This is a genomic window from Pseudomonas sp. GM17 (genome assembly GCF_000282175.2).
Classification (GTDB): Bacteria; Pseudomonadota; Gammaproteobacteria; order Pseudomonadales; family Pseudomonadaceae; genus Aquipseudomonas; species Aquipseudomonas chlororaphis.
Genome location: NZ_CP124732.1, coordinates 2509403 through 2534343 on the forward strand (window position 1 = coordinate 2509403; position 24941 = coordinate 2534343).

The 24941-nt window shown below is 63.9% G+C and carries 14 protein-coding genes and 5 pseudogenes; all 19 read left to right on the plus strand.

All coding sequences use genetic code 11. From position 1 onward, the window contains the following. Positions 1 to 10 precede the first annotated feature (10 nt). The 19 genes and pseudogenes from flgK to PMI20_RS11370 all read left to right on the plus strand — a co-directional run bounded on the left by flgK (position 11) and on the right by PMI20_RS11370 (position 24819). Entirely contained in the window at positions 11 to 2062 is a 2052-nt protein-coding gene (gene flgK / locus PMI20_RS11280) for a flagellar hook-associated protein FlgK (RefSeq protein ID WP_007922691.1), read from the plus strand. A 13-nt stretch (positions 2063 to 2075) separates the two neighbouring features. Further along, the gene (locus PMI20_RS11285) at positions 2076 to 3650 is read left to right on the plus strand and encodes a flagellar hook-associated protein 3 (RefSeq protein ID WP_007922689.1); all 1575 of its coding nucleotides are present in this window, start codon (positions 2076 to 2078) and stop codon (positions 3648 to 3650) included. A gap of 120 nt (positions 3651 to 3770) precedes the next feature. Then, entirely contained in the window at positions 3771 to 7343 is a 3573-nt protein-coding gene (locus tag PMI20_RS11290; protein WP_007922688.1) for a glycosyltransferase, read from the plus strand. A gap of 318 nt (positions 7344 to 7661) precedes the next feature. Beyond that, the gene (gene rfbF, locus PMI20_RS11295) at positions 7662 to 8435 is read left to right on the plus strand and encodes a glucose-1-phosphate cytidylyltransferase (RefSeq protein ID WP_007922676.1); all 774 of its coding nucleotides are present in this window, start codon (positions 7662 to 7664) and stop codon (positions 8433 to 8435) included. Further along, positions 8417 to 9499: a CDP-glucose 4,6-dehydratase gene (gene rfbG / locus PMI20_RS11300; protein WP_007922675.1), complete on the plus strand. Its 1083-nt coding sequence runs from the start codon at positions 8417 to 8419 to the stop codon at positions 9497 to 9499. The genes rfbF and rfbG overlap by 19 nt, the downstream gene beginning before the upstream one ends. Then, positions 9496 to 10056, plus strand: coding sequence for a dTDP-4-dehydrorhamnose 3,5-epimerase (gene rfbC, locus PMI20_RS11305; protein ID WP_007922673.1), 561 nt, complete (start codon positions 9496 to 9498; stop codon positions 10054 to 10056). Before rfbG ends, rfbC begins: the two co-directional genes overlap by 4 nt. Next, positions 10053 to 11279 (plus strand): class I SAM-dependent methyltransferase, encoded by a 1227-nt coding sequence (locus PMI20_RS11310; protein WP_007922671.1) that lies wholly within the window; start codon positions 10053 to 10055, stop codon positions 11277 to 11279. The genes rfbC and PMI20_RS11310 overlap by 4 nt, the downstream gene beginning before the upstream one ends. Before the next feature lie 5 nt (positions 11280 to 11284). Continuing rightward, on the plus strand, positions 11285 to 12142 hold the full coding sequence (locus tag PMI20_RS11315; RefSeq protein ID WP_177323778.1) for an NAD-dependent epimerase/dehydratase family protein: 858 nt from the start codon (positions 11285 to 11287) through the stop codon (positions 12140 to 12142). Further along, positions 12132 to 13202, plus strand: coding sequence for a class I SAM-dependent methyltransferase (locus PMI20_RS11320; RefSeq protein WP_007922662.1), 1071 nt, complete (start codon positions 12132 to 12134; stop codon positions 13200 to 13202). Before PMI20_RS11315 ends, PMI20_RS11320 begins: the two co-directional genes overlap by 11 nt. Before the next feature lie 19 nt (positions 13203 to 13221). Further along, positions 13222 to 13958, plus strand: a pseudogene (locus tag PMI20_RS11325) (cephalosporin hydroxylase family protein). Between the two features lie 50 nt (positions 13959 to 14008). Further along, positions 14009 to 16955, plus strand: a pseudogene (locus PMI20_RS11330) (TIGR00180 family glycosyltransferase). A 30-nt stretch (positions 16956 to 16985) separates the two neighbouring features. Beyond that, positions 16986 to 17985, plus strand: a pseudogene (gene pseB / locus PMI20_RS11335) (UDP-N-acetylglucosamine 4,6-dehydratase (inverting)). Beyond that, a pseudogene (gene pseC, locus PMI20_RS11340) lies at positions 17982 to 19152 on the plus strand (UDP-4-amino-4,6-dideoxy-N-acetyl-beta-L-altrosamine transaminase). The pseudogenes pseB and pseC overlap by 4 nt, the downstream one beginning before the upstream one ends. Then, positions 19149 to 19856, plus strand: coding sequence for a pseudaminic acid cytidylyltransferase (gene pseF, locus PMI20_RS11345; RefSeq protein ID WP_007922657.1), 708 nt, complete (start codon positions 19149 to 19151; stop codon positions 19854 to 19856). The pseudogene pseC and the gene pseF overlap by 4 nt, the downstream one beginning before the upstream one ends. Continuing rightward, a pseudogene (gene pseG, locus PMI20_RS11350) lies at positions 19853 to 20892 on the plus strand (UDP-2,4-diacetamido-2,4,6-trideoxy-beta-L-altropyranose hydrolase); the annotation flags it as partial. The gene pseF and the pseudogene pseG, both read left to right, overlap by 4 nt. Positions 20893 to 20977: 85 nt before the next feature. Then, on the plus strand, positions 20978 to 22030 hold the full coding sequence (gene pseI / locus PMI20_RS11355; RefSeq protein ID WP_007922654.1) for a pseudaminic acid synthase: 1053 nt from the start codon (positions 20978 to 20980) through the stop codon (positions 22028 to 22030). Positions 22031 to 22253: 223 nt separating this feature from the next. Continuing rightward, positions 22254 to 23180, plus strand: a complete 927-nt coding sequence (locus PMI20_RS11360; protein WP_007922650.1) for a ketoacyl-ACP synthase III — start codon at positions 22254 to 22256, stop codon at positions 23178 to 23180. A gap of 80 nt (positions 23181 to 23260) precedes the next feature. Beyond that, positions 23261 to 24553: a motility associated factor glycosyltransferase family protein gene (locus tag PMI20_RS11365; RefSeq protein WP_007922649.1), complete on the plus strand. Its 1293-nt coding sequence runs from the start codon at positions 23261 to 23263 to the stop codon at positions 24551 to 24553. Then, a complete protein-coding gene (locus PMI20_RS11370) occupies positions 24550 to 24819 on the plus strand; it encodes a hypothetical protein (protein WP_007922648.1) in 270 nt (89 codons plus the stop codon). Before PMI20_RS11365 ends, PMI20_RS11370 begins: the two co-directional genes overlap by 4 nt. Positions 24820 to 24941: the final 122 nt, after the last annotated feature.

Consider the following 24941-nt stretch of genomic DNA (forward strand, 5'->3'; position numbering starts at 1 on the left):
GGTCTGAATCATGAGTTTGCTCAATATCGGGATGTCGGGGCTGTCAGCCAGCCAAACGTCGTTGATGACCACGGGTAATAACATCGCCAACGCCGATACCGCCGGTTATTCGCGCCAGCAGACCGTGCAGGGCAGCAAGGCTTCGAACCAGTACGGCAATGTCTTCATCGGCAGCGGTACCACCCTGGCCGACGTGCGCCGGGTGTACAACAGCTATCTGGACGCCCAGCTGCAGACCACCACCTCGCTGAACAGCGATGCCGCTGCCTACCTGGGGCAGATCACCCCGGTGGACAAGCTGCTGTCGGACAGCGGCACCGGTATCACCGGCGCGCTGACCAAGTTCTTTGCCTCGATGCAGAACGTCAACGCCAAGCCGACCGACGACGCCTCGCGCCAATTGCTGCTCAGCGATGCGCAAGCCCTGAGCAACCGCTTCAACTCGGTTTCCAGCCAATTGAACGAGCAGAACGCCAACATCAACGGCAACCTGAGCAGCATGGCTGACCAGGTCAACAAGCTGGCGGCCACTGTCGCCCTGCTGAACCAGAAGATTTCCGAAGTCTCCAGCGGCGGCGGCATGCCCAACAACCTGCTTGACGAGCGCAACGAGACGCTGCGCCAGCTGTCGCAGTTCGTCAAGGTGGATGTCTCGGAGCGCGGCTCGAGCGTCGACCTGTACCTGGGCAGCGGCCAGCCGCTGGTCGTGGGTAACACCACCAGCAAGCTGGAAGTGGTCCCCGGAAAGACCGACCCGACCCGTTCCTCGCTGCAGCTCAATCGCGGCTCGAGCACTATCGATGTGACCTCGGTGGTCACCGGTGGCGAGATCGGCGGCCTGTTGCGCTATCGCAACGAGGTGCTGGACCCGGCGATGAACGAACTGGGGCGCGTGGCCCTGGTGATCGCCGACCAGGTCAACAGCCAGCTCGGACAAGGTATCGACAAGAACGGCGAGTTCGGCGCGGCACTGTTCAACAACATCAACAGTGCGGCCCTGATCAGCCAGCGCAGCATTGCCAACGGCAACAACAGCGCAGGCTCCGGCAACCTCGACGTGACCATCAAGGACACCGGCAAGCTGACCATCAGCGACTACCAGGTGACCTTCACCAGCGCCACCGACTACACGGTCAAGCGCTCCGACGGCACCAGCCTGGGCGCGTTCAGCACCACCACCACGCCGCCACCGGTGATCGACGGTTTCACCCTGAGCCTCAACGGCGGGGCGATGAGCGCCGGCGACAGTTTCAAGATCACCCCGACCCGTAACGCGGCCACCACTATCAAGACCGAGCTGACCGACGCCAAGCGCCTGGCCATCGCCGCGCCGCTGAATGCCGAGGTACTGCCGGGGGCCACCGGTTCGCTGAGTATTCCGGGCCTGCCGACAGTCAAGCCAGCGCTGGACATCTACAATTCGGCCGCCAAAACCGAGATGCAGACCGCGATCAAGAATTCGGTACCGGTCAAGCTGGTCTTCGACGCCCCCGCGGGCGGCAGCCAGGGCTACAAATACTACGATGCCAAGGGCACGTTGATGGGCACCGGTTCGATCGTCCCGGGGCAGAACAACACCCTGAACCTGCAGATCAAGATGGTCGATGCCAGCGGCAACCCGATCACCGACGGCGGCACACCGCCGGTGCAGAAAACCTTCACCGTGGAAATGAGCGTCGCCGGTTCGCCGAAGGAAGGCGAAGGGCTGAACGTCAAGTTCAACGGCGCCGGTTCCACCGACAACCGCAACGGCACCGCCCTGGCGGGCCTGCAGAGCAAGCAGACGGTGGATACCGGTTCGGCCAGCAAGGGCATCACCCTGGTCGATGCCTACGGCAAGCTGGTGGAGAACGTCGGTGCCAAGGCCAGCCAGGGCAAGCTCGACAGCGCGGCCACCGAGACGATCCTGGCCAACGCCAAGGGCGCGCGGGATTCGTTGTCCGGGGTCGACCTGGATCAAGAGACCGGCAACCTGGTCAAGTACCAGCAGTACTACACCGCGTCCTCGCAGATCATCAAGGCGGCGCAGGAAACCTTCGCCACCCTGATCAACAGCCTTTAAGGAGTCGTAGTCCATGCGTATTTCCACCGCCCAGTTTTACGAGTCCTCGGCTGCCAACTACCAGAAGAACTTCGCCAATGCGGTCAAGAGCAGCGAAGAGGCCAGCAGCCTGATTCGCGTCAACACCGCGGCCGACGATCCGGTAGGCGCCTCGCGCCTGCTGCAACTGGGCCAGCAGGCTTCGCTGCTGAGCCAGTATTCGGCCAACACCACCTCGATCAAGGCGTCCCTGGGCCAGGCCGAATCGGTCCTGACCAGCATCACCAGCGTTCTGGCGCGTGCCCAGGAACTGGCGAGCGGAGCCGGCAACGCCGGTTACACTGACGCCGACCGCAAGGCCAACGCCGCCGAGCTGGCGCAGATCGAAGAGCAGCTGTTGAGCCTGATGAATACCCAGGATGAAAACGGCAAGTACATTTTTGCCGGCTCCCAGGGCGACACCGTGCCGTTCACCCGCAACTCCGACGGCACCTACAGTTACAACGGTGACCAGACCACGCTGAACCTGCCGGTGGGCGACACTATGTCCATGGCCACCAACACCACTGGCTGGGCCGCCTTCCAGCAAGCCATCAACACCAGCCGCAGCCAGGTCAGCATGACCGCCCCGGCGGTGGATGATGGCCGGGTGACGCTGTCCAACGGCCAGGTGTCTTCGAATCCGAAGTACAACAGCGAGTTCCGCAGCGGCGAGCCGTACACCATCAGCTTCCTCAGCAGTACTCAGTTCAAGATCACCGACAGCGCCGGCAACGACGTGACATCCGAGGCCAGCCAGAATGGCTCCTTCAGCTCCAGCAAAGGCGCAGAAGCGCAGACCGTCAGTTTCCGCGGCGTCGATCTGCGTTTGAGCATCAACCTGAAACCCGGCGATGCTACCCCCCCGAACACGGAGATCGCCGGTCACAGCTTCACCCTGGCGGCCAAGCCTGATTCCTTCAACGTCTCACGCAGTCCGGGCAACCCGTCGACCGCGGTAGTCACTGGTGCCAGCGTCAGTAACAACAACGCCTACAACGCCAGCTTCCCGAGCGGTGGTGCGATCCTCAAGTTCACCAGCGCCACCGACTACGAGCTGTACGCGTCGCCGTTGACCGCCGACAGCAAGCCGGTTTCCACCGGCACCATGGCCGGCTCCACTGCCACGGCGTCTGGCGTGGGCTTCACCTTCAGCGGTACGCCGGCGGCGGGCGACCAGTATGTGGTGGCGGTCAACAACCACCAGACCCAGAACGTCCTCGACACCATTAGCCAGCTGCGTACGGTGCTGGATACACCGACCAACGGTGATCCGATCGCCATCCAGAAACTCAACGCGGGGTTGCAGGCGGGGATGGCCAATCTGGCCAGCGGCGCCAACCAGGTGGCGAGCGCGGTCAGTGATATCGGTGGTCGGGGTTCGGCGCTGGAGATTCAGAACGAAACCAACCTGAGCCTGAGCTCGGCCAACACCCAGACCCAGTCGGCGATACGCGATTCCGACCCGGCCGAGGTGATGACCCGCCTGACCCTGCAACAGACCATGCTGCAAGCCTCGCAACTGGCCTTCAGCAAGATTGCCCAGCTGGGCCTGTTCAACAAGGTCTGAGCCTGAGCCCGGTCGCGCTCCTGTGAGCGCGGCCGCGCCGTCGAGCCGTCAACCGTCTTCATTAAGTGGTTCTGCGGCCCGCCTGACCAGGCCGGGCCCGCCGCTCGAGAGTTTCCCGTCGTGAATCAACGCCCGCTAGTCAGCATCGTCATCCCTGCCTTCAATCCGCGCTTCTTCAGCCAGGCGTTCGAGAGTGCGCTGGCCCAGACCTGGGAGCGGGTCGAAATCGTCATCTGCGACGACTCGGCCGGTGATGAGATCCGTCAGGCGGTGGACGCCATCTCCGAGCCGCCCCATCCGGTGCGTTATTTGCGCAACCCACGGCGCCTGGGCATGCAGAAGAACCTGCTGCGCTGCGTCGAAGAGGCGCAGGGCGAGCTGATCAAGATTCTCTGCGATGATGACCGCCTGTTCGCCCCGAGCATTGCCATGCAGGCCCAGGTGCTGGTCGATCATCCCGAGATCAATCTGGTCTGCGGCTTGCGCATGATGAGCGACGCCGGCAACTTCATTCTGCCGCCGCGGGTCGAGAACGCCCGGTTGTCGCCGAATGACGCCATGCTCAAGGGCGACGACATGCTGGCGATCCTCGAGAGCACGCCGCGCAACTTCCTCGGCAATTTCAGTTCGACCCTGATGCGCCGCGCCGATGTGCTCGAGCTGCTGCCGGCCTTGACGCAAGAGGGCGCGGGGTTTGTCGCGCTGCTGGATCTGGCGCTGTTCGTGTGCCTGATGCGGCGTGGCAACCTGGCGCTACTCAACACCGTGCTGAGCACTGAGCGCCTGTATCCGGAACGCTTGAGCAAGCAGCCGGAAATGCAGCGGGCGGAGAAGCTTGAATGGGACTGGCTGGCGCAGATGCTCGCCGCGCGCAGCGGCGAGTCGGCCCCGGCCTCGGGCTGGGTGCGTTCTGTCGACCTGGCAAAAATGTCCGAGCCATCCTGGCAGTGGGACGAACTCTGCGTGACCCGGGTGCTCGGCAACCGCAACACCGTGGTCAGTGGTCGGGTCGGCGGCGAGAGCGAAAGTTATGCCGAGTTCTACCAGGAGTGGCTGGCGATCCGCTCTTTCTCCGAGACCGAGAAGCGCAATCTGCCGCAGCGAATCGGCAGCTGGCCGGTGCGACCGCAGATCGTGCCCATTGTGATCGACGTGGCTGCCGATGGCGTGGCCCTGGAGTCGACCTTGCAGAGCCTGGCGCAGCAGTTGTACGCGCCGCAGGCGATCCTGGTCCTGTCCGATGCCGAGTGCGCGGAGCACGAACGCGTGCTGCAACTGCCGCTGGAAACGCAGTGGCCACAGCAGCTCAATGCGCTGGTGCCGCAACTGGAAGGCTGCCACTGGTTTTACCTGCTGCGCGCCGGCGACACCCTGAAGGAATCGGCGCTGCTGATCCTCGCCGAGCGCATCGCCGGGATCCCGGGCGCCCTGTGCATCTACAGCGACGAAGGCGCGCTGGTCGACGGCGAATCCAGCGACCCGGTATTCAAGCCCGACTTCAACCTGGATCTGATGCGCGGCTATCCCTATGTCGGGCGGGCTCTGGCTTTCGAGCGCCAGCGCTTCATGGCCCTGGGCGGGTTCCAGGCGCATTTCGGCGAGCTGGCGCCCCACGATCTGCTGTGGCGTCTGGTAGAGGAAGCCGGGCCGCAAACCATCGAGCACATCGCCGAAATCCAGCTCGAATCGCTGTTCAACTATGCCGACTGGTTGTCGTTGCCCGAGGTGATCGAGGGCAATGCCGGGCTGGTCGGTGCGCATCTGGAACGCATCGGCGTGGAGCACCGGATCAGCCACGACGAGCTGCCACTGATCAACCACATCGACTATCTGCACTCGCGGCGGCCGCTGGTCTCGATCATCATCCAGGCCGGGGATTCGCTGGCAGCGCTGCAGCGTTGCACCGAGAGCCTGATCGAGAAGACCGCCTACAGCCATTACGAGATCCTGATCGTCGACAGTGGCAGCCGCGACCCGGCCATGGCGGACTGGTTGCAGGCCATGGCGCAACTGGGCGCGGACATGCTGCGGGTGCTGCGTTTTGCCGGTGCTGGCGGTGCGGCGGCGACTGGCAATTACGCGGCGCAACAGGCTCGTGGCGAATACCTGTTGCTGCTCAGCGCGAACAGCCTGATTGGCGCTGGCGACTGGCTGGACGAATTGCTCAATCATGCCCAGCGTCCGGAGGTCGGAGTGGTCGGTGCGCGGATGCTCGGCCTGGACGGTTCGATCATGCATGCCGGGTTGATTCTTGGCCTGGCCGGGGCGGCAAGCTCGCCGTTTTATGGCGAAGCTGCCAGCGCCCGCGGTTACATGCAGCGTCTGCAGGTGCCGCAGAGCTGGAGTGCGGTCAGCGGCGATTGCCTGATGGTGCGCAAGGAAGTGTTCGACAGCGTCGGTGGGCTCGACGAGGTCCATTACGTTTCCGGGCTGGGTGATGTCGACCTGTGCCTGCGGATCAATGACAACGGCTATCTGGTGGTCTGGACGCCGTATGCCAGCGTGCTGCTGACCGCCGCCCGCGAGGTATCGCAAGAGCCCGGGCAATTGGCCTTGCAGGAGCGCGAGCACGATACATTCTATCGTCGCTGGATGCCGAAAATCGCCCGCGACCCGGCGTACAACCCGGCGTTGAGCCTGGGCTACTCCAGTTTCAGTCTGGAGGCTGGCCTGCGCAATAACTGGAATCCGTTCTGTAGCCGCGCTGTGCCGCTGGTACTGGGTTTGCCGGTCAACAGTTCAGCGGTGGGCCACTATCGGGTCACGGCGCCGCTGGCCGAACTGGAGGCGACGGGCAGGCTGATCGGCCGGGTGGCCTATGAATCGCCCTCGACCGTGGAAATCGAGCGTATCGCCCCGGACTCGATCATCCTGCAATGCCGCTACAGCGACGGTGCGGTGAGCGACATTCTGCGCATGAAGAAGTATTCCAGTGCGCTGCGGGTCTTTGAACTCGACGACTATGTGGTCAGCGCGCCGAAGAAAAACACCCATGCGCGCAACCAGCCGCTGAATACCGAAGAGATGCTGCGCCAGGGCATAGCCCTGTGTGACCGCGTGGTGGTGACCACCCAGCCGCTGGCCGATGTCTTGTCGAGCATGCACAGCGATATCCGTGTGGTGCCGAACATGTTGCCGGCCGACCCCTGGGCTACCCTCACCAGCCGCCGCGGGACCTCCCGCAAGCCGCGGGTGGGCTGGGGCGGCGGCACCAGCCATACGGGCGACCTGGAAATCATCGCCGAGACAGTGCGCGAGCTGGCCAATGAAGTCGAGTGGGTGTTCTTCGGCATGTGCCCGGATGAGTTGCGGCCCTACGTGCATGAGTTCCACCCGGTGATAGGCCTGCAGGCCTATCCGTTCAAACTGGCCAGCCTCAATCTCGACCTGGCCCTGGCGCCGCTGGAGTTCCACATCTTCAACGACTGCAAGAGCAACCTGCGGCTCCTGGAATACGGCGCCTGCGGTTACCCGGTGATCTGCACCGACACCGAGGCCTATCGCGGCTACCTGCCGTGTACCAAGGTCGTAAGCAACAGCACCCAGGAATGGATCGGCGCGATCCGCATGCACCTGGCCGACCCCGAAGCCAGCTATCGCATGGGCGATGCGCTGCGCGAAGAAGTCTTGCGTGACTACATGCTGCGGGGCAACAACCTGAATCTGTGGATGCAGGGGTGGTTGCCGGATTGATCCGGGGCGGTAACTAAACAAGCCAGGCTTTCGATGCCTGGCTTTTTTATGGCGGCGATCGAGGGGGAGGGTGCGCCGGTTTTCTCGCTGCTGAAGGCGATCCTTGTGGCGTCGCCTCCCGGGTTCTCCACGGTGCCAGGGCCATGGGCCGGGACCCAGGAGCTGGCGCGTTTCCTGCAAGCCCCCTCGAAATCGCCATAAAACGAGCGCTTGCGTCAAACAGCGAAGCGCCGCCAACGGCACAAGGTTTTATCCAGAAGGCCCGCAAAAAGCTCGGTACAGCTTGGCAGAGCCCTGTGACGAACAAGAGGGGAGACGATGAAGGCAGTTATTTTGGCGGGTGGCCTGGGCACGCGCATCAGCGAGGAGTCCCATCTCAAGCCCAAGCCGATGATCGAGATTGGCGGCAAGCCAATTCTCTGGCACATCATGAAGCAGTACTCGGCCCACGGTATTCACGACTTCGTGATCTGCCTGGGCTACAAGGGGTACGCGATCAAGGATTTCTTCGCCAACTACTTTCTGCACACCTCCGACGTCACCTTCGACATGCGGGAAAACCGCATGGACGTTCACCAGAACTACAGCGAGCCCTGGCGCGTGACCCTGATCGACACCGGTGAGGAAACCATGACCGGCGGCCGTCTGCGCCGGGCCGGACGCTACCTGGAGAACGAAGAAGCCTTCTGCTTTACCTACGGCGACGGCGTTTCCGACCTGAATATCGGTGCCCTGGTGGACTTCCACCTGGCCCATGGCAAGCACGCGACCGTCACCGCGGTGCAGCCGCCTGGCCGTTACGGCGCCCTGGAACGCGATGGCGACAGCGTCCTGGGCTTTACCGAAAAGCCCCGCGGTGACGGTGGCTGGATCAATGGCGGTTTTTTCGTGCTGTCACCCAAGGTGTTGCCGCTGCTGACGGCCGACGACACGGTGTGGGAAGCCGAGCCGCTGACCACGCTGGCCGGGCAAGGCCAGTTGCATGCCTTCCAGCACGACGGCTTCTGGCATCCGATGGACACCCTGCGTGACAAGAACCACCTGGAGCAACTCTGGCAGAGCGGGGAGGCCCCATGGAAGCAGTGGGACTGAGCGCGCAATTCTGGCGCGGCAAGCGGGTCCTGCTGACCGGCCACACCGGTTTCAAGGGCAGCTGGCTGACCCTGTGGCTGCAAAGCCTGGGGGCCGAAGTCAGCGGTTTCTCCCTGGACCCTGCGACCGAGCCGAGCCTGTTCGAGCTGGCGCGGGTTGCCGAGGGTATCAACGACCAGCGTGGCGACCTGCGCGACCTTGGCGCCTTGCTGGAGCTGATCGCCGAGACGCAGCCGGAAATCGTCCTGCACCTGGCGGCGCAACCGTTGGTACGCGAGGGCTATCGCGACCCGCTGGGTACTTACTCCAGCAACGTGATGGGCACCCTGAACCTGCTGGAAGCGATCCGTCAGGTCGGCGGCGTGCGTGCCTGTGTGCTGGTGACCACCGACAAGGTCTACGCCAACCAGGAATGGCTGTGGCCCTACCGTGAAAACGAAGCCCTGGGCGGGCATGATCCCTACAGCAGCAGCAAGGCGTGCTGCGAGTTGCTGGCGCAGTCCTATGCCGCGTCGTTTTTCCCGGCCGACAAGTACGCCGAACACGGCCTGGCCCTGGCCACGGCGCGTGCCGGCAACGTACTGGGCGGCGGCGACTTTGCCCCGGAACGGCTGATCCCCGATGTGCTCAAGGCCTGGTCGGCCGACGAGCCGGTGACCCTGCGCTACCCGCAGGCGGTGCGCCCATGGCAGCACGCCCTGGAGCCACTGGCCGGCTACCTGCAACTGGCCGCCGGCCTCTACGAACAAGGGCCGCGGTTCGCCGGGGCCTGGAACTTCGGGCCAAGCGAAGCGGACATGTGCAGCGTCGGTGAAGTGGTCGAGTTGCTGGCCGCGCGCTGGCCGGCCGCCCCCGGGCTGCGGATCGAGCCGAGCGAGCTGCACGAAGCCGGCCTGTTGCGCCTGGACAGCAGCCGCGCACGCCAGCTGCTGGCCTGGCAACCGCGCTGGTCGCTGCAGCAATGCCTGGCGCAGACCCTGGACTGGCACCTGGCCTGGCAACGAGGCGACGACATGCGCACTGTGACCCTCGCTCAACTGAACCTGTACCGGGGCGCGCTGTGAGCGAGTTTTCCTTGAAACAGCTGCCGCTGGCCGGGCTGTTCAGCGTCCAGCACAAGCGCTTCGAGGATCAGCGCGGACATTTCGCCCGGCTGTTCTGCGAAGGCAGTCTGAGTGCATTCGGCAGCGAGTTTCATATCCGCCAGATCAACCATTCCTGTACCCGCGAGAAGGGCAGTGTGCGCGGTCTGCATTACCAGAACGCCAATGCGCCGGAAGCCAAGCTGATCACCTGCCTGCGCGGCGAGGTGTGGGATGTGGCGGTGGATCTGCGTCCGGACTCCGAGACCTTTCTGCACTGGCACGCCGAGCACCTGAAGGCCGGCGATGGCCGTAGCCTGCTTATCCCGGCCGGATTCGCCCACGGTTTTCAGACCCTCACCGACGACGCCGAGCTGCTCTACCTGCACAGCGCCGATTACACGCCGGAGCACGAGGGCGGTCTGTCGGTGAACGATCCACGGCTGGCGATTGCTTGGCCGTTGCCTGTCAATAATCTGTCGGCCCGGGATTCCAGCCATCCCGCGCTCGATCAACACTTTGCTGGAGTGCGTCTATGAACTGCCGTGGGTGCGCCGCACCGCTGAGCCTGCCGCTGATCGACCTCGGCACCTCGCCACCATCCAACGCCTATGTGCATGCCGAGCGTCTTGAACAGGCCGAGCAATGGGTGCCGCTGAAGGTCGCCGTGTGCCAGCAATGCTGGCTGGTACAGACCGAGGATTACACCAGCGCCGAAAGCCTGTTCGATGCCGAGTACGCCTACTTCAGTTCGTTTTCCAGCACTTGGCTGGCCCACGCCGAGCGCTATGTGGCCGAGATGGTCGAGCGCTTTGGCTTGAAGGCTGACAGCCGTGTGGTGGAAGTCGCCGCCAACGACGGTTACCTGTTGCAGTACGTGGCCGCTCGCGGGATCAAATGCCTGGGCGTCGAGCCGACCCGCAGCACCGCGCAAGCCGCGCGGGAAAAAGGCCTGGAGATTCGTGAGCTGTTCTTCGGTCGCGACACTGCCGCGCAGCTGAAAAACCAAGGCTGGGCCGCCGACCTGATGGCGGCCAACAATGTGCTGGCCCATGTACCGGACATCAACGATTTCCTCGGCGGTTTCGCGACGCTGCTCAAGCCGACCGGCGTGGCCACCTTCGAATTCCCGCAACTGCTGACGCTGATGGCCGGCGCGCAGTTCGACACGCTCTATCACGAACACTATTCCTATCTGTCGCTGACCGCCGTGCAGGCACTGTGCGAGCGTAACGGACTGGAAGTCTTCGACGTCAGCCAACTGACCACCCATGGTGGTTCGCTACGGGTTTTCGTCCAGCGCAAGGACGGCGAACGCCGCGCCGTGCAACCGGCGGTGCAGCAGCAGTTGCAAACCGAGTTCGACGCGGGCGTGAAGACCCCCGAGTTCTACGCCACGCTGGCACCCGCTGCGGAACGCATCAAGCATGACCTGTTGCGCTTCCTGCTCCAGGCCAAGGCCGAAGGCAAGCGCGTGGTGGGTTATGGCGCCGCGGCCAAGGGCAACACCTTGCTCAATTACGCCGGGGTCAAGCCGGACTTGCTGGCCTGGGTCGCCGACGCCAGCCCGCACAAGCAGGGCAAGTTCCTGCCCGGCAGCAGGATTGCGGTGGTCGCGCCCGAGCGTATCGATAGCGAGCGCCCGGACTATGTGCTGGTGTTGCCGTGGAACCTGCTGTCGGAAGTCAGCGAGCAACTGGCCCACGTTCGCCAGTGGGGCGGGCGTTTTGTGATCGCCGTGCCCGAGTTGAAGCTGCTGTGAGTGGCCTGAAGGTACTGGTCACCGGGGCCAGCGGGTTTGTCGGCCGGCATCTGGTCGCCGCCTTGCTGGCCCGCGGCTGCCAGGTGCGGGCGCTGGCCCGTGACCCACAAAAGCTGGCCGCCATGCCCTGGGTTGGAGCGGTGGAGCGGGTGGCCGCGGACGTGCATGCCGCCGACACCGATATCGCCGCCCTGGTCGAGGGCGTCGATGCCCTGGCGCACCTGGCCTGGCCGGGGCTGCCGAATTACCAGGCGCTGTTCCACTACGAGCACAACCTGATGGCCGACTATCGGTTCATCAAGGCCGCGGTCGAGGCGGGCGTGCCCCAGGTCATGATCACCGGCACCTGTTTCGAATACGGTATGCAGAGCGGTCCGCTCGACGAGCAGACGCCGGCGCAGCCGAGCAATCCCTATGGGTTGGCCAAGCACAGCCTGCGGCTGTTCCTGGAAAACCTGCAGCAGCAACTGCCTTTCACCCTGCAATGGGCGCGGCTGTTCTACCTGCATGGCGCCGGGCAGAACCCCAACAGCCTGCTGGCCGCCCTGGACCGGGCGATCGACGCCGGCGATGCGGTGTTCGACATGTCCGCCGGCGAACAGCTGCGCGATTACCTGGCCATCGAAGACGCCGCCGCCAGCCTGGCGGCGTTGCTGCAACGGCGGGATTTTTCCGGGGTGGTCAACTGTTCCAGCGGCCAGCCGATATCGGTTCGTGCGCTGGTCGAGCGACGGGTGCGCGAGCGCGGCTCGATGATCCGCCTGAACCTGGGGCATTACCCCTATCCCGCCCACGAACCCATGGCGTTCTGGGGGGCGAACGAGCGCCTGCAACAACTATTGGGAGCAGAACATGGGGCATGAGTTGTATCGGGTCATGGACCTGCCGGTGCTGCAGAATCGCACCTTCGCCGACGCGCAGAGCGCCAGGGCGTCGGCCTGTGCCGACATGGTGCTGGTGCAGGACGAGGAGAGCGGCCTGATCTTCAACCAGGCCTTCGACCCCGACAAGCTGAGCTACGACAGCGACTACCAGAACGAGCAGGCCCACTCGGCGCAGTTCCAGCGTCACCTGCTGGATGTCGAGGGCATCATCGCCCGGCATTTCAAGGGCCGCGAACTGATTGAGGTCGGTTGCGGCAAGGGCTATTTCCTTGAGTTGCTGCGTGAGCGGGGCTATCGCATCACCGGCATCGACCCGGCCTACGAAGGCGATAACGCCGATGTGATCAAGGCGCCCTTTACCTCTGGCCTGGGCCTGTCGGCCGATGCCGTGGTGTTGCGCCATGTGCTGGAGCATATTGCCGACCCGCGGGCGTTCCTGGCACAGATGGCCGAGGCCAATCAGGGCGGGCAGATCTACATCGAAGTGCCGTGCTTCGACTGGATCGTCGAGCATCGCGCCTGGTTCGACGTGTTCTACGAGCACGTCAACTACTTCCGCCTGGACGACCTGCGCCGGATGTTCGGCACAGTGCACGAAGCCGGCCACCTGTTCGGCGGCCAGTACCTGTACGTGGTGGCCGACCTCGGCACCTTGCGCGAGCCCGGCGAGACGCCGGTCGAGCGCCTGAAGATGCCGCTGGATTTCACTGCCAGCCTCGAGCGGGCCAAGCAGATCATCCAGGCCCAGCCCGAGGCGGGCTCGGCGATCTGGGGCGCGTCTTCCAAGGGTGTGATCTATTCGTTGTTCCTGCAGCGCGCGGGCGTTTCGGTGGACCAGGTGGTGGATATCAATCCGGCCAAGCAGGGCCGTTATCTGCCCCTGAGCGGCGCCCGTGTATCGTCCCCCGAAGAGGCCATGGCGACCTTGTCCGAGGGCGCTCACCTGTTTGTGATGAATTCCAACTATCTCGACGAAATCAAGCGTATGACCGATGGGCGTTATGTCTATCACGCAGTCGACAGCGCTTCGTTCAAATGACGTTTATTGAGACCCGACCATGACCGACAACAGCATTATCCAAGCCTTCGAAGCCGAGTGTCAGGAGCAGATCCGCGCCCAGGCGAAGACCAGAAACTCAAGGGCCTGGCGCGCGACTTCTTCAACGAGTCCGCCGGCCACAAGTACAGCTATCACTTCTCCTGGATGGGCCGCCCGATCATCCAGCTGCCCCAGGACATGATGGCCATGCAGGAGATCATCTGGCGGGTCAAGCCGGACCTGGTGATCGAATGCGGCATCGCCCACGGCGGCTCGATCATCTACTACGCCTCGCTGCTCGAACTGCAGGGCCACGGTGAAGTGCTGGGCATCGACCTGGATATCCGCGCGCATAACCGCGAAGCCATCGAAAGCCATCCGATGAGCAAGCGCATCAAGATGATCGAAGGCTCGAGCATCGATCCGGCGATTGCCGCCAAGGTGCGCGCCGCCGCCGAAGGCAAAAAAGTGATTCTGGTACTTGACTCCAACCACACCCACGAGCACGTGCTCGAGGAGCTGCGTTTGTACGCGCCGCTGGTGTCGGTGGACAGCTACTGCGTGGTGATGGACACCGTGGTCGAGGACATGCCGGCGGACTTCTTCCCGGACCGTCCATGGGGCCCGGGCGACAACCCGAAAACCGCGGTCTGGGCCTACCTGGAAGAGAACCGCGACTTCGAGATCGACTACCAGATGCAGAACAAGCTGCTGATCACCGTGGCGCCGGATGGCTATCTGCGTCGCGTTCGTTGAATTCAATGGTTTGCAGGTAACAGCACTTTGCCGGTTGTGGGGAAACACTGATGCAGGTTCAAGACAAGGCTCAAAACACTAGCGCACCGTTGAGCGAGCGTTTCACGCTGGTGGTGATGTCCCACAATCGCAAGGCGTTCTTGCGCCGCACCTTGCAGTACTACAGCACCTACCCCTGCAAGATCCTGGTGCTGGACTCTTCGCTGCACGCCGACGAAAGCCTGGCCGGGCAGTTCCCCCAGGTCGACTACCGGCATCTGCCGCAGTACACCTACAAGGGCCTGCAGGACAAGCTCACCTACGGTGTCGGGCAGGTGACCACGCCGTACATGGTATTTGCTGCCGACGACGACTTCCTGCTCCATGGCGCGTTGACCGAGTCGGTGGAGTTTCTCGAAGCCAACCCCGACTACGGCCTGTGCCATGGCTACGGGATGATGTACCTGGCCCGCGCCGCCGAGGTGAACTACTACCGCCGCGATTGCCGGGTGATCGAGGACTACGCCTCGGCAGATGCCGGCGAGCGGGTCATGGCGTTCATGAGCCATTTCCTGCCGCCGTTCTACGCGGTGACCCGCACCGACCTGCTGCAACAGTGGTACAGCCTGCTGCCGCCGGGGACCAGTTTCGAATGGCAGGAGATCGGTCATACCTTCTTCCTGCTGGCCTCGGCCAAGGCGCGGATCCTGCCGATCCCGTTCGCCGTGCGGGAAGTCAACTACAACGCCTCGGAGCACAACACCGATGTGTTGACGGTGCTGACCTACGGCGACGCCAAGTCGGTGGCCCAGCGCGAGGCGTTCGCCGGGTTCCTGGCGTCGTTGCCTACCGGTTTGAGCGGCCTGGACCCACAGCGGGCCAAACAGATTGCCCTGGACAGCTTCACGGCCATGGCCGAGTGCCTGCTCACCGGGCGCTCGCTCAACGGCAAGATGATTTTCCGTTCGGCCTGGCTCGAGCCGGGGCCGAGCCGGTGCGTTCGTTCGGCCCGGAGCAGTTCGTCGAGATGCCGTTCTACAACAAGCCGATGTTCGACTTGTTGACCGAGTTCGAATTCCTCATGCATGGGATGCCGGCCGGCCGCCTGCAACTGCAGGAGCTCGAAGGCGTACTGCTCAAGCAGCAGGAACTGATGCAGGTACAACCCAACGACACCGACCGCACCCTGCGCAGCCGCCTGTGGGAGGCGCTGTCGTGCAACCTGTTCAACCTTGAGGTGGTCCAGCGTCTGGCGGCCTCGCTGCTGGCTTGCGAGGGGCAGGACCTTCAGGAGCAGAACGATGCCCGCAAATTGCAGGCCTGGGCCGAGCGCCTGGCGTCGCTGCCTTTCCAGGACAGCCCGGCGCTGTTGGAAAACATGCCTTCGGGGCGCCTGCTGAAATGGCTGGAGGCGCGCAACCCCGAGGCGCAGCAGCTCAAGGCGATCAACGAGCACCTGGCCCGGCACAACGGTGGCCCGAGCTTCGGCATCCTGCTGCTCGACCTCGACGCGGACATGGTCAAGCTGCAGGCGACCTTCGACAGCCTGGTCAACGGCCATTGCCGGTCCTTCCAGGTGGTGGTCTTCACCACGGGCGACCTGCCGGCGACCACCACCGCCCAGGACACCGTGCATTTCGTCAAGGTCAGCACCAGCAACTATGTGGAGCGCATCAACCAGATCGTGACGCAATCCTCCCGCGACTGGTTGCTCCTGGCCCGTGCCGGCGAGCGTTTCACCGCCAGCGGCCTGCTGCGCGCCAGCCTGGAACTGCTCGGCGCCGAAGGTTGCCGCGCGGTGGCCATGGACGAAATCCACTACGGTGCCGATGGCGCGCTGAAGGATGTGTTCCGCCCGGGCGTCAACCTCGACCTGCTGCAAAGCGTGCCGGACCTGATGGCCGGCCACTGGCTGATTCGCCGTGATGTACTGGTGGCCGCCGGTGGTTATTCGACGGCCTTTCCACAGGCCATGGAATACGACCTGCTGCTGCGCCTGATCGAAGACGGCGGGCTGGCCGGCCTGGCCCATCTGGCCGAGCCGCTGTTGCTCGGCCAGGCCGCGACGGTGGAGGAGAACACCCAACAAAGCCAGGCGTTGACCCGTCATCTGGGCAACCGTGGCTACCGGGCCCAGGTCAGCGCGGCGCAGCCTGGGGTCTACCAGATCAACTACGGCCATGCCGAGCGTCCGCTGGCCTCGATCATCCTGCGCAGCGAGGACAATCTGGAGCAGCTGCAGCGTTGCCTGGTCAGCGTGCTGCAACGCACGCGCTACCAACGCTACGAAGTGGTCATCGCCGACAACCATAGCCAGTCCGAAGAGCTGGCCAACTGGCTCGCCAGCCTGGAGCAGAAGGGTGATCGTATCCGCGTGCTGCGCAGCCCGCGGCGCCTGAACGCCTCGGCGCTGTACAACGCGGCGAGCCAGGAGGCCCGGGGCGAGTACCTGGTGCTGCTGGCGGCCAACGGCGAAGTGGTCAATGCCGACTGGATGGAGAGCCTGCTCAATCAGGCGCAGCGGCCGGAGGTGGGGATTGTCGGCGCGCGCCTGGTCGACGCCAAGGGCGCGACCACCTCGGCTGGCCTGGTTCTCGGGTTGAACGGCATCTGGGGGCGGCGTTCGCCGGTGAGCCGAAAGGCGCCAGCGGCTACCTGAACGGCTTGCTCGCCGAGCAGAACTATTCGGCGGTCTCCGGCGCCTGCCTGATGATTCGCAAGGAGGTCTACAACGCTGTCGGTGGCCTGGACGAAGAACACTTCGCCGAGGCATTCGCTGATGTCGACCTGTGCCTGAAAGTGGCCGATGCCGGCCTGTTGACGGTCTGGACCCCGCAGGTGCAGATCCTCCATCCGGGCATCCTGGCGGACGATACCCAGGTCGCGGCGGCGCTGCGTGACAAATGGCAGGCGCGCTTCGAACACGATGTGGCCTGCAACCAGAACCTGAGCCGGACTGGCAAGGGCTTCACTCCTGGCGCTCCTGCCAGTGTCGACTGGGCGCAGCTGCTCGCATAAGCCTGGCTGACAGGAAAAAGGACTCAAGACATGTTCAACGGCAAATCGATTTTCATCTCTGGCGGCACCGGCTCGTTCGGGCGCAATTTCATCCGGCGCCTGCTGGAGCAATACCGGCCCAAGCGGGTAGTGGTGTTCTCCCGCGATGAACTGAAACAGTACGAAATGCAGCAGACCTTCAATGCGCCCTGCATGCGTTATTTCCTCGGCGACGTGCGTGACGCCGAGCGTCTGCGCCAGGCCATGCGCGGGATCGACTATGTGGTGCACGCTGCGGCGCTGAAGCAGGTGCCGGCGGCGGAATACAACCCCACCGAGTGCATCCGCACCAACGTCAACGGCGCGGAAAACATCATTGCCGCGGCCATCGACAACGGCGTGAAGAAAGTCATCGCCCTGTCCACCGACAAAGCGGCGAGCCCGGTCAACCTGTACGGCGCGACCAAGCTGCTGTCGGACAAGTTGTTCGTCGCGGCGAACAATATCGCCGGCGACCAGCCGACCCGTTTTGCCGTGGTGCGCTACGGCAACGTAGCTGGCTCCCGGGCTCGGTGGTGCCGTTTTTCAGCCAGCTGATCGCCGAAGGCGCCTGCGAGTTGCCGATCACCGACGCGCGCATGACCCGTTTCTGGATCACCCTGGATCACGGGGTGCAGTTCGTGCTCGACAGCTTCTCGCGCATGCATGGCGGTGAAGTCTTCGTGCCGAAGATTCCGTCGATCCGGATCGTCGACCTGGCGCGTGGCATGGCGCAAAACCTGCCGCACAAGCAGGTGGGCATTCGTCCGGGGAAAAACTCCACGAGCTGATGGTGCCGCTGGATGACGCGCGCATGACCCTGGAGTTCACCGATCACTACACCATCCAGCCGTCGATCCGCTTTACCAACGTCAACGTCGACTTTGCCGTGGACGGCCTGGGCGAACAGGGGCGGCCGGTGGGCGAGGCGTTCGAATACCGCTCCGACACCAATCCGCATTTCCTCTCGGTGGGCCAGATCGCCGAGCTGCATGCCAGGTTGCCGGCATGATTCCCTACGGGCGCCAGAGTCTCGACCAGGCGGACATCGATGCGGTGGTCGCGGTGCTGCGGTCCGACTGGCTGACCCAGGGCCGACCATCGAACGCTTCGAGCAGGCCATGGCCGCTCGCTGCGAGGCCGGCCATGGCGTGGCGGTGTGCAATGCCACGGCGGCCTTGCACATCGCCTGCCTGGCCGCCGGTCTGGGGCCGGGAGACCGGCTGTGGACCACGCCCAATACCTTCCTGGCCTCGGCCAACTGCGGACGTTATTGCGGCGCCGAGGTGGACTTCGTCGATATCGACCCGCACACCTGGAACATGGATGCCCGGGCGTTGGCGCATAAGCTTGAGGCCGCCGAGCGCACGGGCAGACTGCCCAAGGTGGTGGTGGCGGTGGCGTTTTCCGGGCAAAGCTGCGACATGCGTGCCATGGCGCAGCTGGCGCAGCGTTATGGCTTCGTGCTGATCGAGGATGCCTCTCACGCGGTGGGCGCCTCCTATGCTGGGCGGCCGGTGGGCTGTGGCGAATTCGCGGCGATGACGGTGTTCAGCTTTCATCCGGTGAAAATTATCACCAGCGCCGAGGGCGGCATGGTCCTGACCAACAGCCCGCAGTTGGCGGACCGCTTGCGCCGCTTGCGCAGCCACGGCATGACCCGCGACCCGGCGCAGATGACCGAGCCCAGCCACGGCCCCTGGTACTACCAGCAGACCGAGCTGGGTTTCAATTACCGCATCACCGATCTGCAGGCAGCCCTGGGCTTGTCCCAACTGGACAAGCTCGACGCTTTCATTGCCCGGCGCCGGCAACTGGCGGCCCGTTATGACCGTCTGCTGGCCGATCTGCCGCTGACCCTGCCGCAGGCTCAGGAGCAGGCGCAGTCGGCTTGGCATCTGTACGTGGTGCGCTTGCAGCCCGAGCGCATCCTCCGCACCCATCGCGAGGTGTTCGAGGCATTGCGTGAGGCCGGGGTCGGGGTCAATCTGCATTACATCCCGGTGCATCTGCAGCCGTATTACCGCGACCTGGGATTCGCCGTGGGGATTTCCCCGAGGCCGAGCGCTACTACGGCGAAGCCATCAGCCTGCCGCTGTTTCCGGCGCTGGACGATGAGCAGCAGACGTATGTGGTCGAGCAATTGCGCCAGCTTATCCAGGAGCCCGCCCAGCCTTGAGTGCCATCGCGATCATTCCCGCCCGTGGCGGCAGCAAACGCATAGCGCGCAAGAACCTCAAGCCGTTCGACGGCGTGCCGATGATTACCCGCTCGATTGCCACGGCGCTGCGCTCCGGGTTGTTCGATCAGGTGCTGGTCAGTACCGACGACCCGGAGATCGCCGAGCTGGCCAGGGCCAGCGGCGCCACGGTGCCATTCATGCGTCCGGCCGAGCTGGCGGACGATTTCACCGGCACCGGGCCGGTGATCGTGCATGCCTTGAATGCGTTGCGCGAGCGTGGCGAGACCTTCGATTACGCCTGCTGCATTTACGCCACCGCGCCCTTGTTGCAACTGCGCTACCTGCGCCAGGGCTTGGTGGCGCTGGAGGCTCAGCCTGAAAAGTCCTTCGCCTTTTCCGTGTGCAGCTTTGCGTTTCCGGTGCAGCGCGCCCTGACCCTGGACGAGCAGGGCGCGTTGACTGCGCTTTATCCGGAGTTTCGCAACACACGCTCCCAGGACCTGCCGCCGGCCTATCAGGATGCCGGGCAGTTCTATTGGGGGCGCAGCGAGTCCTGGTTGCGCGGCGACCTGGTGTTTTCCCCGCTCAGCCTGCCGGTGATCCTGCCGCGCCATCTGGTGCAGGACATCGACACCGAGGAAGACTGGCTGCGCGCGGAGTATCTGTACGCGGCGCTGAAAGCCGGTGGAGAGCTGGAGTGAGAGTGCTGATCCGGGCCGACGCCTCACCGGCCATTGGCAGCGGCCATATCGCCCGCTGCCTGACCCTGGCCAGGGCGTTGCACGAGCAGGGCGCCACAGTGGCTTTCGCTTGCCGAAGCTTGCCCGGCAGCAATTGGACCGCCTGGCCGGACTGGGTTTCCAGACGTTCGCCCTGCCGGCGAGTTATCCGGGTGAATGCGCGCAGGACATCGAGGCGCCCTTGCCCTGGCAGGCGGATATCGCCGCCTTGCGGGCAGCGTTGCAGGATCAGCCGCGATTCGATTGGGTGCTGGTCGATCACTACGGCCTCGACCGGCAGTGGCAGCAGGCGGCACGGCAATGGGCGCCACGGATTGCCGCCATCGATGACCTGGCCAACCGGCGGCACGGGGTCGATCTGTTGCTCGACCAGAACTTCAGCGGCACGCCCCAGGCCTATGCCGGCCTGATCGACGCCGAGTGCCGGGCGTTGCTGGGGCCGCACTTCGCCTTGCTGCGCGAGGAGTTCCATTGTCCGCCGATCGCCATTCGCGAGCGAGCGAGTCGGGTGCTGGTGAATTTCGGCGGCTTCGATTCGGCCAGCCAGACCCACAAGGCGATGCTGGCCTTGAGTGCGTTCGACGACCTGCAGGTGGACTTTGTCGCCGGGGCCGGCAACCCGGCCTGGGCGCAGATGCAGGAACTGGCGGCCGGTCGCGGGCATTGGCGTTTGCACGCCTATGTCAGCGATTTTTCCCGCTTGATGGCCGAGGCGGACCTGTTTATCGGCGCCGGTGGCGGCACCAGTTGGGAGCGCGCCGCCCTGGGCCTGCCGACCCTGTGCATCAGCGTGGCCGGCAATCAAGAGGCCAATGCCCGGCTGCTGGCCGAGGCGGGCGTGCATGTCTACCTGGGGCCCAGCGAGCAGGTGAATGTCGAGCAGATCCGCCAGGCGGTCGCGGCGCTCGTTGGCGATTACCCGTTGCGCCAGAGCCTGGCGCAGTGCTCCCGGCAACTGGTGGACGGGCAGGGTGCATCGCGGGTGGCGACAGCCCTGTTCGAGATGACCGGCAACCCATTGCGCCGCGCCGGTGATGCACCGGCCACTGGCGAATTTACGCGTGAATCGAAGGAAAACCCCAATGACTAGTTTCAACATCGGCTCGCGCTCGATCGGCGCCGGCTCGCCGCCGTTCATCATTGCCGAGATGAGCGGCAACCATAACCAGTCGCTGGGCGTTGCCCTGCAGATCGTCGAGGCCGCGGCCAAGGCCGGCGCCCATGCCTTGAAGTTGCAGACCTATACCGCCGACACCATGACCCTGGACCTGGACCACGGCGAATTCTTCATCAAGGATCCGGCCAGTCTCTGGGCCGGCTCTTCGCTGTATGCCCTGTATGAAAAAGCCCACACACCCTGGCAGTGGCACGCACCGATCTTCGCCCGCGCCAGGGAACTGGGGATGCTGGCGTTCTCCACGCCGTTCGATGAGAGCGCGGTGGACTTCCTCGAAAGCCTCAAGGTGCCGGCCTACAAGATCGCCAGTTTCGAAAACACCGACCTGCCGCTGATCCGTCGGGTGGCGGCCACCGGCAAGCCGCTGATCATTTCCACCGGCATGGCCAGCATCGCCGAGCTGGACGAAAGCGTGCGCGCCGCCCGGGAGGCCGGCTGCAAGGATTTGGTGCTGCTCAAGTGCACCAGCACCTACCCGGCTTCGCCGGAAAACAGCAACATCCTGACCATTCCCCATCTGCGCCAGCTGTTCGGCTGCGAGGTCGGTTTGTCCGACCACTCCATGGGTGTCGGGGTTTCAGTGGCCGCCGTGGCGCTGGGCGCTACTGTGGTGGAGAAACACTTCACCCTTGATCGCGCCGCTGGCGGGGTGGATGCGAGTTTTTCCCTGGAACCGGCGGAGCTGCACAGCCTGGTGGTGGAAACCGAACGTGCCTGGCAGGCCCTGGGCCAGGTGCGTTACGGCGCGACCGAGGCCGAGCGGCAGTCGGTGTTGTACCGCCGTTCCCTCTATGTCACCCGCGATATGGCGGCGGGGGAGGTGTTCAGCAGCGATAACGTCCGGGCCATCCGTCCGGGCCTGGGGCTGGCCCCCAAGCACATCGACGCGGTCCTCGGGCGTTGCGCGCGCCAGACCCTCAAGCGCGGTACCGCACTGGATTGGGCATTTGTCGAATAGCCGTTTGTATGGCTGATTCGGCAAAATAGCGTGACCTGCGAGTCATAACGCGCATCTTCACTGTATTGTATTGATCGGGGAGATGGCGCCTGGCCGGTAAACGGCGCAGTGATAGCCTTTTATTCTTCCCGCTGTCGCCTGTCAGGGGCGCCAGGATGTCTGTTTGTCGGCAGCCCCGGTCCGGTGGTCGGGGTATTCAGCTGTTTATTATTGGGAAGCCGTAATGATTGGCATAAAGAGCATTGCGAGCTACGTGCCTGTAGCCGGCGTAGACAATTACGCACAAGGTGCAAAATTCGAGAAGGATGAAGAGTTCATCCTGGGCAAGATCGGTTCGGCCTTCCTGCCGCGCAAAGACGCCACGCAGGAAACCTCGGACCTGTGTGTCGAAGCAGTCAATGCGCTGTTCGCCAACAACCCGCAACTGTCGCGCGAGTCGATCGACGCGCTGATCGTCGTCACCCAGAACGGCGACGAAGAAGGCCTGCCGCACACCGCCGCCATCGTCCAGGACAAGCTGGGCCTGCCGACCCACGTCGCGGCCTTCGATATTTCCCTGGGCTGCTCCGGTTATGTCTATGGCATCTACGCGCTCAAGGGCTTCATGGAAGCCGTGGGCCTGAAGAACGGCCTGCTGGTCACCGCTGACCCTTACTCGAAGATCGTCGATCCGGAAGACCGCAACACCACCATGCTGTTCGGCGATGCGGCGACCGCTACCTGGATGGGCGAAGACGCTCCCTGGCAGCTGGGCAAGGCCAAGTTCGGCACCGACGGTTCCGGCGCTCCACACTTGAAAGTCACCGATGGCGTGTTTTTCATGAATGGCCGCCAGGTATTCAACTTTGCCCTGCTGAAAGTCCCGGCGCATTTGAACGAGCTGCTGGATGAGTCCGGCCTGAAGGCTGAGCAGATCGATGCGTTCTGTATCCACCAGGGCAGTGCGGCGATCGTCGATGCCGTGGCGCGCCGTTTCGAAGGCGAGCCGGAGAAGTTCATCAAGGACATGGTCGAGACCGGTAATACCGTATCGTCGAGCATTCCGCTGCTGCTGGAAAAGCACGTGCTCGAGTCGAAATGGCAACGTGTGGCCCTGAGTGGCTTCGGTGTAGGGCTGTCCTGGGGCTCGGCGATTATCTATCGCCCATGAGTTGATCCCGCGGCATCCAAAAATAGCGCCCAGGGTGTACCCTGAGCGCTATTTTTTTGCATGAAGATAGGCGAGACAGCATGAGCGAAAGCTTCGAGGGCAATGCCCAGGCAATACAGGCTCGCTGGCCGCGACTGCTCGAGCGGTTGCTGGCGGAAGACAGTGCTGGGTTGCAGGCGGATCTGGTCGAAGGCCTGGGTTCGACCTTGAGTATTTCCGGCATTCAGCTCACCAGTCGCCACGATCGCACCGCGGAAGCTCGGATCCAGGCGGCGAGCCTGCCGGCCGACAGTCCGGTGATCCATCTGTACGGCACCGGCTTGGGTGACTTGCAGCAGATACTGCTGGAAAACCCGGCGCTGCAACGCTTGCAGGTGCACATCTTGAACGGCGCGGTGTTTGCGCTGGTGCTGCAATTGCTCGATCAGCAGGCCTGGTTGAACGATCCTCGAGTTGAACTGGGTTATGCCGGCGATCTGGCGGAAATCCAGCTGCCGTTCTTCGCCTTGCCCTCCGAGCTGGTGCTGGCGGATGACTACAACGCCAAGATCCGCGATCGCCTGGTCAGTGAGGTGCACCTGGCCTTCAATAACCGCGACTTCGTGGCCGATTCCCCGGAGGTCGCCCAACGCCTGCAAGCGAGTGCCGAGCTGGTGGCCAGCGACAATGACGTGGCGCAGCTGTTCGGTAGCCAGCCGGGGCGCGAGATCTTTGTGATTGCCACCGGGCCGAGCCTGGAGCGGCACTTCGAACGCTTGCGCGAGATTCGCGCCCAGGCCCGGCGTCCCCTGTTTATCTGTGTCGATACCGCCTACCGACCATTGCTCAAACAGGGGATCGAGCCGGATATCGTGGTCAGCATCGATCACCGGATTTCCAGCCTGCACCTGCCGCCAGAAAAATCGGCAGCCATCACCCTGGTCTATCTGCCGATGGTCGACCCGCAGATTCTGGCGCTCTGGCGGGGACCGCGTTACGTGGGGTATTCCGCCAGCCCGATTTACACGCGGATACGCGAGCAATTGCCCAAGGCGCAGCTGTATGTCGGTGGCAGCGTGATTCATCCCGCGGTGGACCTGGCGGTAAAAATGGGCGCCGAGCAGGTCACCTTGTTCGGTGCCGACTTTGCCTTCCCGATGAACAAGACGCATGCCGGCTGGCTCGACGGCGAGTTGGGGCCGCAGCTGGGCGCGGCCCGGCACTGGGTGCTGGACGGGCATGGCCAGCGAGTCAGGACCCAACTCAATTTCCGCAGTTACCTGTGCGAGCTGGAGCGGTTTATCGCCGGTCATCCACGGGTGCGCTTCTATAACAGCAGTCGGGACGGGGCGATGATTGCCGGGACGACCTACCATCCGGAGTTCAGCCAATGAGCGCGATCGAGGGGCTGATCGCCCGCTTGCAGCAATGCGCCGAGGGCTTCCGCCTGGGGCACGATGTCGAGACGGCCGTGACCATGGTCCAGTTGATGGGGGCGATCCAGCCGCTGATCGATACCGCGCCGCCAGCGCAGCGCCAGGACTGGGAGACTTTGCTTGGCCTGATGTTCGAATGTCAGCAAGGGCAAAACTGGCTGGCCCTGGCCGACTACCTGCAATATGAATGCGTTGAAGTGCTGCGCTCCCTCTCTGCTGGCTGAAGCATTCCCTGCCTGCCCGGGTGATCTTCGCGCCCGGACCTTCTCCGGCATTTTTCTGGCGCCATTTTTCCACGTATTTAAAAATGCCGAGCCCTTGATTTACGGGGGGTGGCACGCTGATG

What these genes read in the sequence shown, in the direction of transcription:
- flgK (WP_007922691.1), top strand. Translation starts at nt 11, where the DNA reads ATGAGTTTGCTCAATATCGGGATGTCGGGGCTGTCAGCCAGCCAAACG.
- PMI20_RS11285 (WP_007922689.1), top strand. Translation starts at nt 2,076, where the DNA reads ATGCGTATTTCCACCGCCCAGTTTTACGAGTCCTCGGCTGCCAACTAC.
- rfbF (WP_007922676.1), top strand. Translation starts at nt 7,662, where the DNA reads ATGAAGGCAGTTATTTTGGCGGGTGGCCTGGGCACGCGCATCAGCGAG.
- rfbG (WP_007922675.1), top strand. Translation starts at nt 8,417, where the DNA reads ATGGAAGCAGTGGGACTGAGCGCGCAATTCTGGCGCGGCAAGCGGGTC.
- PMI20_RS11310 (WP_007922671.1), top strand. Translation starts at nt 10,053, where the DNA reads ATGAACTGCCGTGGGTGCGCCGCACCGCTGAGCCTGCCGCTGATCGAC.
- PMI20_RS11320 (WP_007922662.1), top strand. Translation starts at nt 12,132, where the DNA reads ATGGGGCATGAGTTGTATCGGGTCATGGACCTGCCGGTGCTGCAGAAT.
- pseI (WP_007922654.1), top strand. Translation starts at nt 20,978, where the DNA reads ATGACTAGTTTCAACATCGGCTCGCGCTCGATCGGCGCCGGCTCGCCG.
- PMI20_RS11360 (WP_007922650.1), top strand. Translation starts at nt 22,254, where the DNA reads ATGATTGGCATAAAGAGCATTGCGAGCTACGTGCCTGTAGCCGGCGTA.
- PMI20_RS11365 (WP_007922649.1), top strand. Translation starts at nt 23,261, where the DNA reads ATGAGCGAAAGCTTCGAGGGCAATGCCCAGGCAATACAGGCTCGCTGG.
- PMI20_RS11370 (WP_007922648.1), top strand. Translation starts at nt 24,550, where the DNA reads ATGAGCGCGATCGAGGGGCTGATCGCCCGCTTGCAGCAATGCGCCGAG.